This is a genomic window from Flavobacterium plurextorum (genome assembly GCF_024638035.1).
GTDB classification, from domain to species: Bacteria; Bacteroidota; Bacteroidia; order Flavobacteriales; family Flavobacteriaceae; genus Flavobacterium; species Flavobacterium plurextorum.
The window spans coordinates 5,199,992-5,213,318 of sequence record NZ_CP100442.1 but is presented as its reverse complement, the minus strand read 5'-3'; the positions used below and the strand labels follow the sequence as shown (position 1 = coordinate 5,213,318).

The window sequence follows — 13,327 nt, the reverse complement described above, 5'->3', positions numbered from 1 at the left end:
TTGTAAATTGAGAATCAGCAATAAAAGAATATTTCGATGCTGTATAATTTACCTTCTTTAAATTCTATTCTAAATTGACTGTCTTCCATTAGTATAGAATAGATATGAGGCGATTTTAACGAAGCTTCAATATAAGTTCCATATTTTTCAATGAAAGCTTTTTCAGACACGCTGTGGTCTAAAACCGAATTTGCGTTTATAATAAATTTGTTGTTTTCATTGATAAACACCTTAACGATTTCGGCTTGATTTTGTTTTTCGTCTACAGATGATTGTAAATCGGGGTAATAATAAAATAAATCGCTTAAATAAATACCGCATTCGTCGCCAACACTTGCTTTTTTAGCGGGCTCTCCAAATGTTTTTACCAGCTCTTTTTGAGTTAAGTAAAGCGATTTTGTTTTGACTCCTTTTAACGAAAATTCGGCTTTTTTGACAAATGCAGTAATTTGTTCCGGCAGCTTATGTTTGGTTAAACCTTTTGCGAGAGCTATATTTAATTCAGTATCAGTGATTAATTTTGGATCATTTAGCTGTTTAACAACTTCATAGTATCGTTGATATGCCGGCGTTAATTTGTCATATTCACTATTCCAAGCTAATTCAACAATTCGTTCGCTTATCGTTTTTCGTTCGGTTACAGCATTAACATCAAGCTTATCGAAATCTTTCAATAAAGTGTCGAAGTTTGGTCTTGCACCAAGAAATTTTCTTAAAGTGAATTTTGTATACTCTTCATCAAAATTACCATTAATATTTACCCATTCTTCGGAACTTTTAGGAAGATAGTTTACAGGCACCGCATCACCAGTAAATAAAATTTCTCTAATTTTTGAATTTTTATCAGGTAAAGCTCTTGCTTTTAAACCTGCGGCTAAAACAAATAAATGATTACCGCCATAATAAGCGTCGCCGCCTTCTAGAATTGGGTTTTCATTATCTTTAATCTTAACATCTCTAGCATTTAAACTTTTTGCTACGAACTTATCAGGAACATAACCTTCGTTAAAATTATCGGCTTGTACTTTATACCAGCCATTTTTATTTTCTGATAATAATCGAACTTCGGCACCATATTTAAAATAACCTAAAAATTCAGCAGCAGTATTTGTTGTAGTATAAAGTCTTGTATCTGAGTTAAGAAAATAGCGCTGCTGCGAATGCAGTAAAACAGAGTAGAATAGGGCAATTATGAAGTTGAGGTTTTTCATGAAGTTTTTTTGTTCGTCACGAATTTCACCAATTTACACGAATAGTTTTTAACCAAGAAGGATAGAAATTAGTGTAAATTGGTGAAATTGGTGGCAGACTTTATAAATTTTAACAATCAGCCATATTTACGGCAACAGCCAATCCTCCTTCAGAGGTTTCTTTATATTTTGAATTCATATCTTTTGCCGTCTGCCACATAGTATTAATAACTTTGTCAAGAGGTACTTTTGCATTTTTAGAATCAGTTTCAAGTGCTAATTCGGCTGCATTTATAGCTTTTATGGCGCCCATTGTATTTCTTTCAATACATGGAATTTGAACTAATCCGCCAATAGGATCACAGGTTAAACCTAAATGATGTTCCATTGCGATTTCAGCAGCCATTAAAACTTGAGCAGGAGTTCCGCCCATTAATTCGCATAGTGCTGCTGCTGCCATTGATGACGAAACGCCAATTTCGGCTTGACAACCGCCCATTGCAGCAGAAATAGTTGAGCCTTTTTTGAAAATACTTCCAATTTCTCCAGCAACCATCAAGAACTGCTTTATTTCTTTTTCACCGGCTTTGTGGTTTTCAATTACTAAGTAGTACATTAAAACAGCTGGAATTACACCGGCGCTTCCATTAGTTGGAGCTGTAACAACACGTCCTAACGACGCATTTACTTCATTTACAGCAAGTGCAAAACAGCTTACCCATTTTAAGATTTGACGAAATTTCACTTCCGTTTTTCTTATTTCTTCAAGCCACGATTGCGGATCGTTATAGTTGGATAAACCAATTAAATTTTGGTGCATATCAAAAGCTCTTCTGCGTACATGTAATCCGCCGGGAAGAATTCCTCCCGTATGACAGCCTATATACATGCATTCAAGCATAGTATTCCAAATACGCATAAGTTCAGAGTGAATTTCCTCTTCAGAACGCATCGATTTTTCGTTTTCGTAAACAATTTCCGAAATTGATTTTTGCTCCGTAACGGTATAGTTTAGAAGCTCAACAGCATTTTGAATTGGAAACGGAAAAGCACATTTTATAACTTCATTAATTTTGGCATTTTCGCGTTCTTCTTTCACAACAAAACCACCGCCAATAGAGTAAAAGGTAGATTCGTACTCAGAATTGTCAGCTTTATAAGCCGTAAATTTCAGTCCATTTGCATGAAAAGGAAGGAACTCTTTATTGAAGACAATATCTTGAAGAAAATAAAAAGGAACTTTATATTGATCTGCGAGAATTATCTCGTTTGTATCTTCAATGTTTTTTATAATTCCAGCAATGTTTTCTACTGGAATATATTCAGGATCTTGACCGCTTAAGCCCAGCATTACTGACAAATCAGTAGCGTGTCCTTTACCAGTTAAAGAAAGTGATCCATACAAATCGACTTTTACTCGAGTAACTTGATCTAAAAGCGATTCATTTTTTAACTCTTCTAAGAAGCGTTCGGCGGCTCTCCAAGGCCCCAAAGTGTGTGAGCTCGAAGGGCCGACACCAATTTTAAGCATATCAAAAACAGAGATACATTCTTCCATTGTTCAATTTTTGTTATGACAAAGATAATTGAATAATGCAATGAAGTTTTACTTTCAATTAGAAATCTTGCGATTTTGTTAAAAAAGATATTAAATTTTAATAATTTGACAAGGAACTAAATTTAATTAGTTAATATAAGACTTTATTAAAGAGTTTAGTAATTTTTTTTAGGTATTTTTGTAATAGCTGCAGGTGTAAAAACAATATGTTTTCAGTTTCAAAAAAATAAAATTAAGCATAACTTCAGGTAAAATTATTCTAATTTAAAAGACTCCTTTTACAAAAAAATTAAAATACCACAATGAAGATTAAAATTACAATATGATAGAATTTTTCAAGCATTTTTTACAAGAATTCGAATTACCGCTCAGTAACCCAGTATTGATTTTTTCGTTGATACTTTTTATTATTCTGTTGTCTCCCATTTTACTAAAAAAAATAAATATTCCGGGTATCATAGGTCTTATCATTTCGGGAGTAATCATTGGGCCGCACGGACTTAATATACTTGCAAAGAATTCAGCAATTGATTTGTTTTCGACCATAGGACTTTTATACATTATGTTTATTGCGGGTTTAGAATTGGATATGAACGAGTTTAAAGCCAATCGTAATAAGAGTTTATTATTTGGTTTTTTTACTTTTATTCTGCCGCTTTCAGTCGGTTTTCCTGTTTGCTTTTACCTTTTAAAATATGATTTTAATGCGAGTTTTTTAACAGCGAGTATGTTTGCAACACACACTTTGGTTGCATATCCTATTGTAAGTAAGCTGGGCATTGCAAAAAATCAAGCAGTTGCCATAACAGTTGGAGGAACGATTTTAACAGATACTGCCGTTTTAATTATTCTTGCGGTAATTATGGGAAGCGCTCAAGGAAGTTTAAATCAAGCTTTTTGGATAAAACTTGGAGTTTCGCTGGCCATTTTTTCAGCTATTATGTTTTTAGTGATTCCGAGAATTGCGAAATGGTTTTTCAAAAAATTAGAAAGTGAAAAACACGCCCATTATATTTTTGTACTCTCAGTAGTTTTCTTTGCGGCATTTTTGGCAGAAGTAGCAGGAGTAGAGCCTATTATTGGTGCTTTCGTTGCTGGTTTGGCATTGAATCCTTTAATTCCGCATTCGTCCGCTTTAATGAATAGAATTGAATTTATAGGAAACTCATTATTTATTCCGTTTTTCTTGATTTCTGTGGGAATGCTTGTTGATATAAGTGTGATTTTAAGCGGGCCAACAGCTTTAATTGTTGCAGCAACTTTGAGTGTTGTGGCAATTTTTGGAAAATGGATTGCCGCCTTTTTTACTCAAATTGTTTTTAAATATACAAAGACTGAGAGACAGCTTATTTTTGGATTAAGCAGTGCGCATGCCGCCGCAACTCTGGCCGTAATTTTAGTAGGTTTTAAAGCTAAAATTCTTGATGAGAATATTTTGAACGGAACTATTATTCTGATTTTAATTACTTGCATCGTTGCTTCATTTGCCACTGAAAAAGCAGCTAAAAAAATTGCCATTTGCGAAGAAGAAGTTTCTACGGAAGATGCAGATAAAGATCAAATATTAGATGAACATATTTTGATTCCGCTCGCTAAAACTTCGGCGACAGCCAGTTTATTAGATTTTGCACTTTTAATAAAAGATAAAAAATCGGCTAATCCGGTTACGCTTTTAACCATTGTTCCTAATAATGATCAAGCCGAAAAGAATATTTTAAAGTATCGAAAAGCAGTTGATAAATTTGTAATTCAAGGTTCAGCTTCTGAGGTTAAGATTAATACGATTGCCAGAATTGATCACAATCCTGCAAGTGGTATTGCAAGAACTTCTAAAGAAATTATGTCGGATATTGTGATTGTGGGCTGGCCGAGAAAAACAGGATTTTTAGATAAAATTTTTGGAGAAAATGTAGATTCAATTATCAATAATGTTGATAAAAGTCTATTCATCTGCCGTTTTCAAAAAACATTTATAGAAGATAAAAGACTGGTATTTATTTGTCCGCCATTTTCAGAAAGAGGTGTTGGTTTTCAGCTTTTATTGCAGAAAATTTCAAGATTATCGCAAGAACTAAGTATTCCAATTGTAATTTACGCGGAATATAAAACGCATCAAACGATTCAGCAGATAGCCAATAGTTTGAAACTAAATGCTAAATTCGGCTTTAAAAGTATTTTAGATTGGGATAATTTTGAAGCGATTTCAGACGAAATAAAACCAAATGACTTAATTGTTTTTAATTTGTCTAGAAAAGGTTCTGTATCGTATCAATCTATTTTTGAGAGACTTCCTCAGAAATTCGAAAAATTCTTCGGAGACAATAATATTATTTTAGTTTATCCGCAGGATGATCGAAAAGAAAGTTCTATGGACGCTTACGAAGATTTTACTGCAACGCCATTAACCAAAAGTTTGGAAGCAATTGAGCAGATTGGACGTGGTTTGGGAAGTATTTTGAAGAAAAATTAGGCAATTTTTAAAGTTATAAATCACATAGATGACACGAAATTTTCTATTAATTATAATGATAGGTTTTACTTACATGGTAAGTGCACAGAACAAAATGAAAAAAGCAGAAGAACTTATAGATAAAGCAGATCCAGGCTGGGTGGTTGTTGAAGATTGGATTAAAACGGCAAAAAATAAAGTCGAGATTTTACCAGTCGATCCCGTAAAAGCTAAAGAAACTTTATATAAAACTCAAGTTACTACGCGTTCGACTATGGGAGCGGTTGTTTTTATGACTGGCGGTATTTTAGTCGACAATGGCTGGATTCGAATTTTGGGCTCGGGAAATTCAAGATTTAATAGAACATTACCAGATTGGAATAAAGGAAAATCGTTTAATGAATTTGGCGAAACGCCTTCGTTTTTATTAATTGCTGATGATGCAATTGGCGGGTTTTATTTATTGAATGGCGGCGGATTAGGAAATGATTTAGGGAAGATTTATTATTTTTCACCTGATAATTTAGAATATGAACCGCTCGATATTACTTATTCAGAGTTTCTAGGTTTTTGTTTTAATAATGATTTGGATAAATTCTATGAAGGAAATCGCTGGAATGGATGGCGTGAAGATGTTTCGAAATTAAAAGGCGACGAGGTATTTAATTTTTACCCTTTTCTTTGGACAGCTGAAGGAAGTGATATCAATAAAAGCACACGAAAAATTATTCCAATTCAAGAACAGTACAGCTTAAATTTAGAATTGCGAAAACAACTTGGTTTTCAGCAGTAAAAAACTTTATACGTCAAAGCTTTTCAAGTGAATTGTGTTTTTTTCTCTTTGGTACCAATCGTTAAAGACTAATTCTAGTTTTTCAACTTTAAATATTCCAAAATTGTAATCGCGAAACTCCTCTGTAACTTCAATTAGTTTTTCGGGATTTACAAGTTTTTCTGTAAAACGCATTACCGTCGAATGTGCTGTAGAAATAGAATATCGGCTGTCGATACTTTGCTCTAAAGCTGTGTTTTTGAAGTTTTCTCGAAGTTTATTTCTTAAAGCAGTCAGAGATTCATCTGAAGGAAAACCTTGAATCATTATTGCTGAATTTGAAGCTGTAACGCCTCGAAATTCGATGATGATTTCGTCTAAATCTATTATACTTTGCTGAACAGTTTTAATGTATTCTTCAACCGCAATCTTATCTAAATTGAAACCTTGATAGCATGAAATAATAGAGAGTACAGTAATATGAATATCAGAGTTTGGATAGTAATACTGAGATGGTTCAACTGCTTTTAAATGGTTTAAAAACTGCTGAATTTCGGCATTGACTTTTTTGCTTGGACGAGCAAGAAGTGTAATTCCAAATCTGGAATCTGAACTGTCCTTAATATGAGAATCTAGATTATATTTCCCACTTAAAATTGCTTCTGCAGCTGTTTTGTAAAGTTGATTGTAGTGTTCTGCTAAATTCATTTAGATTTATTTCTTTTTCGCTTTTTCAAGATTTTCTTTTACTCTAAATTTTACAATTTTAGCAATTAAATCGTACGGTATTTTTTCTTTTAAAGGAAACTGAACAGAACCTTTTCCTGATTTATATTTTGAAAGTTCCGATGCAAAATTTTCATGTCCGCTTGGTAATGCATATAAACCGATATGATTTTTAAAAGCTGCAAAATAAACCACGATTCCATTTTGCTCAAAAGCAGGCATCGAATAACTGATTTTTTCTTTGGCATCCGGCGCTGCTTTCTGAATTGTCATTCGAACTTTCTCTAAAATTTCCTGAACATCATTAGGAAATCCGCCAATATATTCGTCGATATTCTCAGGTTTCTTTGTTTCCATTTGGAGTGAAATTAATTTAAAGTTGTTTTCTTTTTAATCTTGCGAAGCCGTAAATATTTTCTCATTTTCTGTCATTTCGACTAAGGAGAAATCGTAAAAGAGATTCCGTTCCAATATTCACCAATTGTTGTCGAGTTTCGAGTATGGTTTGCTTCGCCTGTTCGCTATCGCTCGAGTCTCCTTCGTCGAAATGACATGACTGGGCGTTATTTTTTTTCGTTTATAAAAAAAACTGCAGCAAGTTTTGCCTAAACCTTTGTCCGCTTTGCGGTTAAATAAAGTTTTATGCCAATCCTTTTGGAAAACGATCCAAAACTAAATTCAATTCTAGATTATGCTCTAAATACGCTTTTGCTCCTGCTAAGACTAACGTAAAACCTTCGGTTGAATTGCGAACTTGATCGATTATTTTATCAGTATCTCCCTCAAAACCTGAATTTGTAATACTTACAAAAGTCTCATTTTCGTTCAATGGCGTAAAAATCCATTCAATTAAAGTTGTTTCTCCAGAATTTCCCCATTCGACAACGATCTTTTTATTTTCTTCTAAAATAAGAGTTTTTACAAAAAGTGAAAAGTCATACATTTCCCATGTCCATTCGGTTTCAGTATTTTCTTTTAATTTGGCAGATCCTTTTGTAAACCAAAATTTACTTGTGATCTTTGGATCAATAAAAGCCTGAAAAACTTCTGAAATAGGTTTTCTAATCAGCATTTCGGCTTTTGCGAAGTTGTTATGTTCTGTTTTCATGTTTTTTGAAGTTATAAGCTGCGAGTTGTGCACGAATAATAGATTGACGAGTATTGATTGATTTTAAAAGCATTTAGTTTATAATTTACAATTGTTCTTTGTCAATCCATTTACCAACTGTTGGCGGAACGTAATTTCTCATTTTATTCAATAAATCCTCAATATTATCGCTTACTAAAAGCATTTTCTGATTTACATCTTTTAGCAAACCTTTTTCGACCATGCCTTTTAGAAGTTCAATTAAACTATCATAAAATCCATTAATGTTCAAGATTGCAATTGGTTTTTTATGCAGGCCTAATTGTGCCCAAGTCAGCATTTCGAAAAGCTCCTCTAGAGTTCCAAAACCACCTGGAAGTGCAATTACTCCATCACACAAATCATTCATTTTTGTTTTACGCTCGTGCATGCTTTCAACTAAAATTAATTCGGTTAAACCATGATGAGCGATTTCTTTAGACCTTAAAAAATTTGGAAGAACTCCAATTACTTTTCCGCCTGCATTTAAAGCTCCATCTGCAACAGCACCCATTAAGCCTACATTTGCGCCGCCGTAAACTAATTCTATATTTTGTTCGGCTAAAGTTTTTCCTAAAGCATTCGCCTGTTCTTCATAAATTTTTTCGGTGCCAAAACTTGAAGCACAGAAAACGGTAATTCTTTTCATTATATTATTTTTTTTTTGAAAGTGAAGATGTGGGATGTGAAGATGTGAAAATGTAAGATGAAAGAAGCAATATATTAAACATAAGATATCTTCCTAATCAAGTATCTTACATCTTGATTCTTGCTTCTCACATCTCACATTTTCACATTTTACTTTTCTTCAATTCATATTCAAAATACGGTACTTCTATATTATTAATGTTAAATATGATATCATTTATTTTTTCTGCTCCTAGTTTTAAAACGGCTTTTTGAGAGCGGAAATTTTCTGCTCCAACGTGAAAAAGAATTGAATCGACGTGCTGAAAAGCATAATCTGTCAATAATTTTTTGATTGAGCTATTGTAAGAACTTCCCCAATATTTTCTTGTAATAAAAGTATAGCCAATTCCAACGTTTGATTTTTCGGGATTGTAATCATAAAAGCTAGTAGTTCCTATTATCTCATTGGTTTGTTTATCAAGAATTAAGAACGGATTTTTTGTACTTATGATTTCAAAAAAAGTTTTAAAACCTTCTTTTTCGTGTCGGTTTTTTACAGGATTCTGCTCCCAAATCAGCGGGTCAGAAGCAGCTTCAAATAATGCTTCAAAATGATTTTCCTGCAGCGGAATCAATTTTGTGAGTTCATTTTCTAAAATATCGGGTTGTAAATTGAAGTTTGATGTTGTCATTTTTAGTTTTTTTCAGGAGGTTAATTAAGTTAGACAGGATTTTATGAAATAACAGGTAATCTAAAGCCAAATACAGCTAGTTCTCCCTGCATAAAATCTAGGTCTTCAGATCTTTTAAAACCAATATTTTCATACATCTTCCAAGCTGTTTTCATGGAAAGAGTCGAATGAATTATTAGTTGTTTTCGATTGTTTTCAGAAGTTTTTTTTATGCATTCCTGTGTCAAAAGTTTGCCAATTCCTTTTCCGCGTGCATTATTGTCAACGCCTAACAAACGAAATCCTGCCGAGTTTTGTTCTTGAGTTGCAATTCCGCCAGAGCCGTAATATTGCATATCATTAAAGTAAACAACAGCTCCTAGAATTGTATTTTTTTCATCAACAGCGACAAGAAGTTCAGTTTCTGGGTGGTTGGTAAAATCGCCAATATTGGCCAGCATTTTATAGTAATTGGGCTGTTCATTTTCTTTCGGAAAACCTTCTAGTTGTGAATAAACCTGAATTAATAGTTGTCCTATTTTTTCAAATTCTAAAGGAACGGCATTTCGAATTATATAGTTTGAGGTATTCATGTTTTTGAATTGATACTAATTTAATTTATTCCGTGCCACCATTGTTTAAATTCTTGCTTTTCATTTTTCAATTCCACTATTTCTCCAATTATAGGTGTAATTAACGGAATTGGATTTTTATGTAAACGATTCAATTCTGTTACTTTTTTCAAAGGCTCGTCCCACGCGTGAAGCGCTAAGGCGAATTTTGAAGAATGAACAGGAAAAACTCTTTTTGCTTTTAAATCGTGCATTGCTTTTATGACATCTTCGGGCATATTATGAATGTATTTCCAGTTTTTATTGTACTGGCCGTTATCGATTAAAGCAATGTCAAAAGGACCGAATTTTTGACCAATTTCGGCAAAATGAGAATCGTAACCGCTGTCACCGCCTAAATATATTTTGAAATCTTTGGTTTCTAAAACAAAAGAAGTCCAAAGCGTGTTGCAGCGCGTAAAACTTCGACCAGAAAAATGTCTGGATGGCGTGGTGTGAAGTATTATGTTTTGATCAAGTTCTATTTTTTCATACCAGTCTTTCTCAATAATATTTTCTTTCTGAAATCCCCAATATTCAAAATGCGAACCTACACCAAGCGCTGTGATTACTTTTTTTGTTTTTGCTTTTAATTTTAGAATCGTTTCGTAGTCTAAATGATCGTAATGATCGTGTGTAATCAATAAATAATCAATTTCCGGCAGATCGTCAACGGTATAGATATCTGTTCCTTTAAAAGCTTTTGTTGTGCCCGAAATAGGAGAGGCGTTTCCGCTGAAAACAGGATCTATCAAAAAACGTTTGCCTTCTAATTGAATAAAATAGGAGGAATGTCCAAACCAAGCTAATACATCTTGATTAACTGGAATTTCGTGTAAATTAGTCTTAATAGAAGGGATTAAATCGGCAGGAATTTTTCTCTCTACTTTTTTGAAGAAGAATTCATAAGAAACCGAAAAGTAATTAGCTCCTTCAGCAAGATCTGGCGTAAAGTTTTGATTTTCGAATTTTCCATTTTTATACTGTGGAGATTTTTGGATTAAAGCCAGTCTTTCTCCTGAAGGCTTTTTTCCAAATTTTGGATGCCGCAGAAAATTATATGCTAGAAGTGCTAATACAAAAAGTAGAATTATGAGTGTCACCATTTTTTAAGAATTGCGGTATTTGTTGGTTACGGATATATTTATAATAGTAGTTTCATGATATAGTTAAAAACTAAGGTTATGGCAATAATAAATACTAATAATAAACTGGAATAAAGTCTAATATTTGGAAAACCGTTATAATCTTTCGATTCCTTAAGATGCAGGTATATTTTTTTGCGTTTATAAAAACAGTAAACAAAGGTTATAATGATACTTACAAAAACGATACTCTCAAATGCAAAACGATCATTTAGATGCTGTGAACTGTTTTCGGGTAAAACGGGATTCATTTTTTTTATTTTGTTGGATATAAATTTTGAACTTCTTTAATTGAAAGCAGAATTATCTTTTTTAAAATTTCGATGTCAATATCAGTTAGTTTTTTGATGTAAATACATGCTTTTGATGATTTATGTTTTCCTAGTTTTGTGAGTTCTTTTTCGGTATTTTCAGATAAGAAAAAATAAACTGTGGTTGCGGATTTTCTTGGAGAAAAAGCGGCCAAAGGAGCATTGCCTTCATGTCCGCTGGCGTATTTATAATGATACGATCCAAAACCTATAATGCTTGGTCCCCACATTTTGGGTTCAAAACCAGTTATTTGCTGCATTATTTTAATAAGCTCAAAAGCATCATTTCTTTTTGCTTCGTCTTCAACTGTGTTTATAAAATCAGTAACGCTGCTTTGAGTTTCTGTAGTTTTATTTTTTGCCATTGTCTCTTTTTTTGAACTTTATTTTAAGTTTCCGTTTTATGATTTACTTAAAACTGCAACTGTAAGCGAATTAAAACATTCCATTTTCGTTAATAGTTTCCGTGGGAATCGATTGTCCTAAATCCCATAGTTCGATAATTTTGTCAGCTTTGAATTTTAAAATATGAACTACTGCAAAACCTATATCTATTGGAGTTTGTTTTAAATGCGAATGTACCGCAACTAATTTTTCGTCTTCTAGAATATGATGAATTTTAAAAATTTTGTTAGGGTTTGTCCTTGCCGATTCTTCCATTGCCAGCATTAAAGTGTCGGCATCACCTTTAAAATAAGCATTGTGATGTTTAAATTTTTTGTCCACATAAAGTCGAAATGCTTCGTGTGAGTGACCGCCAGCCGCAAGTTTTAAAAAATTTTGCGCGATTTCTTTCCTAGTCATGATATTGTGATTAACAGCTAACTAAGTTATGAAATTTAGAAAGATAATTTAAAGGAAATAAAAACGGACTTTAAAGAACGTGCTATTCGTTTTCGGGTTTTATCTGACTGAGGTCAATGTCTAGTTTTGCAAATTCGGTTAAGCCCAAATCTGTAATATAGAAATGTTTATCGGCTGGATTCTTTTTTGCAATCCAGCCTTTTTCTGCAAAGGTTACAGCAAGCAATTGACCGAGTTTTCCACCAATATGTTCGTAACACATTTTGGCTGGTTTTATTTGCGTTGTTTTCTCGCTCATTTCTTCAAATTTAGGATTTCTTAGAAACTAACTTTAATGCTAAATAAGTCATTGGGATATAAGCAAAAACTAAATCGACAATTGTAAACCATATTGGAGATGGTAAAGAACAAACACTTACAATTCCTCCTAATAAAAAGAAACCTCCAATAACAAAGACTAATTTTGTTTTATGATTTGCCGCGATTAAAGCTGTTGTTAATGCTCCTGCAAAGGTTCCAAGAGCATGTGCCAGGAAAGGAAATAGAAAATGTTTAGGTTCAAATAAATGCATGGTGGCTTGTAGACCTTCCATTGTCGTATTGTCTGCTCCATTTGGAGGCGGAATAATAGAACCGCTGACTAAAATAATACTCATATTAACAACACTTCCAACAAAAAGGCCGGCAATAACGGCAAGTATATTTCTCAAAATAGGATTCATAGATTCAGGTTTTGTATCACGAATTTATGAAATTTATTTAGATGATAGTTTCTTTTCGTTTTCGGTTTGAGGTTTTCCCGCTGCATTGGGTTCGCCTTTGCCTGTTGTGATTAATTTTTTTAAGCTGTTTTGTATATAATTTGTCCAAGCATCTTGACAGATTTCAAAACATTCGTATTCTGGAACTAAACCAAAATGAGTAAAACGAAGTTCTGTTTTTCCATTTTTTTCTGAAATCTCAAAAGTAGGTTTCGTGTTCGTCCATTCTGTTTTGTCTTCAGTGAATTTAAAGTAGTTTTTCTCAATCAGCCAAACGACTTTTTGATTGGGAATTACTTCAATTAATTTTACTTTGCAACGATGAATATCTTCGAAATGATAGTCAAATTCATCATTTAATTTTGCTGTATTTCCTTCAATTTCCTGCGACCACCAATTGCGAACATTGGTAACAGCATTAAAAACTTCTTCTGGAGATTGATCGACTGCTATTGTTGTGGTAAAATCTGCTGCACTCATAATTATTAATTTTTAAAAAGTTGAACATCAAAGTTATTGTTTAAAAATCAATATGTTAGGGTGTTTAAAAGACATTTTTAAGGGGTGTTTCAG

At 33.0% G+C, this 13,327-nt stretch carries 16 protein-coding genes; 2 read left to right on the top strand and 14 right to left on the bottom strand.

The window, feature by feature from the left end:
- Positions 1–14: 14 nt before the first annotated feature.
- Together NLG42_RS22680 and NLG42_RS22675 are read right to left on the bottom strand one after the other, a co-directional pair.
- Positions 15–1,211, bottom strand: coding sequence for an SH3 domain-containing protein (locus NLG42_RS22680; protein WP_257682487.1), 1,197 nt, complete (start codon positions 1,209–1,211; stop codon positions 15–17).
- A 109-nt stretch (positions 1,212–1,320) separates the two neighbouring features.
- On the bottom strand, positions 1,321–2,748 hold the full coding sequence (locus NLG42_RS22675) for an L-serine ammonia-lyase (protein ID WP_257682486.1): 1,428 nt from the start codon (positions 2,746–2,748) through the stop codon (positions 1,321–1,323).
- 322 nt (positions 2,749–3,070) lie between these two features.
- Between NLG42_RS22675 and NLG42_RS22670 the strand changes: the two genes are divergently transcribed.
- A complete protein-coding gene (locus NLG42_RS22670; RefSeq protein WP_089058748.1) occupies positions 3,071–5,218 on the top strand; it encodes a cation:proton antiporter in 2,148 nt (715 codons plus the stop codon).
- A 28-nt stretch (positions 5,219–5,246) separates the two neighbouring features.
- Complete coding sequence (locus tag NLG42_RS22665) at positions 5,247–5,990, top strand: DUF2625 domain-containing protein (protein ID WP_199170238.1); 744 nt, start codon at positions 5,247–5,249, stop codon at positions 5,988–5,990.
- Between the two features lie 6 nt (positions 5,991–5,996).
- Here the strand turns inward: NLG42_RS22665 and NLG42_RS22660 are convergent, their stop codons facing one another.
- From NLG42_RS22660 to NLG42_RS22605, 12 genes are all read right to left on the bottom strand, one after another.
- Positions 5,997–6,677 carry a mutarotase gene (locus tag NLG42_RS22660; RefSeq protein ID WP_257682485.1) on the bottom strand — a complete coding sequence of 227 codons (681 nt, stop codon included), beginning with the start codon at positions 6,675–6,677 and terminating at the stop codon, positions 5,997–5,999.
- Positions 6,678–6,683: 6 nt separating this feature from the next.
- Complete coding sequence (locus NLG42_RS22655; RefSeq protein ID WP_099719326.1) at positions 6,684–7,052, bottom strand: iron chaperone; 369 nt, start codon at positions 7,050–7,052, stop codon at positions 6,684–6,686.
- Positions 7,053–7,335: 283 nt separating this feature from the next.
- Positions 7,336–7,803 (bottom strand): SRPBCC family protein, encoded by a 468-nt coding sequence (locus tag NLG42_RS22650; protein WP_257682484.1) that lies wholly within the window; start codon positions 7,801–7,803, stop codon positions 7,336–7,338.
- An 85-nt stretch (positions 7,804–7,888) separates the two neighbouring features.
- Entirely contained in the window at positions 7,889–8,470 is a 582-nt protein-coding gene (locus NLG42_RS22645) for an LOG family protein (RefSeq protein ID WP_099719324.1), read from the bottom strand.
- 142 nt (positions 8,471–8,612) lie between these two features.
- The gene (locus NLG42_RS22640; protein ID WP_257682483.1) at positions 8,613–9,143 is read right to left on the bottom strand and encodes a GNAT family N-acetyltransferase; all 531 of its coding nucleotides are present in this window, start codon (positions 9,141–9,143) and stop codon (positions 8,613–8,615) included.
- Positions 9,144–9,184: 41 nt separating this feature from the next.
- Positions 9,185–9,715 (bottom strand): GNAT family N-acetyltransferase, encoded by a 531-nt coding sequence (locus NLG42_RS22635; RefSeq protein ID WP_257682482.1) that lies wholly within the window; start codon positions 9,713–9,715, stop codon positions 9,185–9,187.
- A gap of 20 nt (positions 9,716–9,735) precedes the next feature.
- Positions 9,736–10,839, bottom strand: coding sequence for an MBL fold metallo-hydrolase (locus NLG42_RS22630; RefSeq protein ID WP_099719321.1), 1,104 nt, complete (start codon positions 10,837–10,839; stop codon positions 9,736–9,738).
- Between the two features lie 295 nt (positions 10,840–11,134).
- Positions 11,135–11,554 carry a DUF1801 domain-containing protein gene (locus NLG42_RS22625; protein WP_257682481.1) on the bottom strand — a complete coding sequence of 140 codons (420 nt, stop codon included), beginning with the start codon at positions 11,552–11,554 and terminating at the stop codon, positions 11,135–11,137.
- A 70-nt stretch (positions 11,555–11,624) separates the two neighbouring features.
- A complete protein-coding gene (locus NLG42_RS22620) occupies positions 11,625–11,993 on the bottom strand; it encodes a nuclear transport factor 2 family protein (RefSeq protein ID WP_089058757.1) in 369 nt (122 codons plus the stop codon).
- An 82-nt stretch (positions 11,994–12,075) separates the two neighbouring features.
- On the bottom strand, positions 12,076–12,291 hold the full coding sequence (locus NLG42_RS22615) for an ArsR family transcriptional regulator (RefSeq protein WP_099719319.1): 216 nt from the start codon (positions 12,289–12,291) through the stop codon (positions 12,076–12,078).
- Positions 12,292–12,301: 10 nt separating this feature from the next.
- Positions 12,302–12,715, bottom strand: coding sequence for a hypothetical protein (locus NLG42_RS22610; protein ID WP_257682480.1), 414 nt, complete (start codon positions 12,713–12,715; stop codon positions 12,302–12,304).
- A gap of 33 nt (positions 12,716–12,748) precedes the next feature.
- Positions 12,749–13,234, bottom strand: a complete 486-nt coding sequence (locus tag NLG42_RS22605; RefSeq protein ID WP_099719317.1) for an SRPBCC family protein — start codon at positions 13,232–13,234, stop codon at positions 12,749–12,751.
- Positions 13,235–13,327 lie beyond the last annotated feature (93 nt).

What these genes read in the sequence shown, in the direction of transcription:
- NLG42_RS22665 (WP_199170238.1), top strand. Translation starts at nt 5,247, where the DNA reads ATGACACGAAATTTTCTATTAATTATAATGATAGGTTTTACTTACATG.
- NLG42_RS22670 (WP_089058748.1), top strand. Translation starts at nt 3,071, where the DNA reads ATGATAGAATTTTTCAAGCATTTTTTACAAGAATTCGAATTACCGCTC.
- NLG42_RS22645 (WP_099719324.1), bottom strand. Translation starts at nt 8,470, where the DNA reads ATGAAAAGAATTACCGTTTTCTGTGCTTCAAGTTTTGGCACCGAAAAA.
- NLG42_RS22675 (WP_257682486.1), bottom strand. Translation starts at nt 2,748, where the DNA reads ATGGAAGAATGTATCTCTGTTTTTGATATGCTTAAAATTGGTGTCGGC.
- NLG42_RS22680 (WP_257682487.1), bottom strand. Translation starts at nt 1,211, where the DNA reads ATGAAAAACCTCAACTTCATAATTGCCCTATTCTACTCTGTTTTACTG.
- NLG42_RS22650 (WP_257682484.1), bottom strand. Translation starts at nt 7,803, where the DNA reads ATGAAAACAGAACATAACAACTTCGCAAAAGCCGAAATGCTGATTAGA.
- NLG42_RS22640 (WP_257682483.1), bottom strand. Translation starts at nt 9,143, where the DNA reads ATGACAACATCAAACTTCAATTTACAACCCGATATTTTAGAAAATGAA.
- NLG42_RS22625 (WP_257682481.1), bottom strand. Translation starts at nt 11,554, where the DNA reads ATGGCAAAAAATAAAACTACAGAAACTCAAAGCAGCGTTACTGATTTT.
- NLG42_RS22635 (WP_257682482.1), bottom strand. Translation starts at nt 9,715, where the DNA reads ATGAATACCTCAAACTATATAATTCGAAATGCCGTTCCTTTAGAATTT.
- NLG42_RS22655 (WP_099719326.1), bottom strand. Translation starts at nt 7,052, where the DNA reads ATGGAAACAAAGAAACCTGAGAATATCGACGAATATATTGGCGGATTT.
- NLG42_RS22620 (WP_089058757.1), bottom strand. Translation starts at nt 11,993, where the DNA reads ATGACTAGGAAAGAAATCGCGCAAAATTTTTTAAAACTTGCGGCTGGC.
- NLG42_RS22615 (WP_099719319.1), bottom strand. Translation starts at nt 12,291, where the DNA reads ATGAGCGAGAAAACAACGCAAATAAAACCAGCCAAAATGTGTTACGAA.
- NLG42_RS22660 (WP_257682485.1), bottom strand. Translation starts at nt 6,677, where the DNA reads ATGAATTTAGCAGAACACTACAATCAACTTTACAAAACAGCTGCAGAA.
- NLG42_RS22630 (WP_099719321.1), bottom strand. Translation starts at nt 10,839, where the DNA reads ATGGTGACACTCATAATTCTACTTTTTGTATTAGCACTTCTAGCATAT.
- NLG42_RS22610 (WP_257682480.1), bottom strand. Translation starts at nt 12,715, where the DNA reads ATGAATCCTATTTTGAGAAATATACTTGCCGTTATTGCCGGCCTTTTT.
- NLG42_RS22605 (WP_099719317.1), bottom strand. Translation starts at nt 13,234, where the DNA reads ATGAGTGCAGCAGATTTTACCACAACAATAGCAGTCGATCAATCTCCA.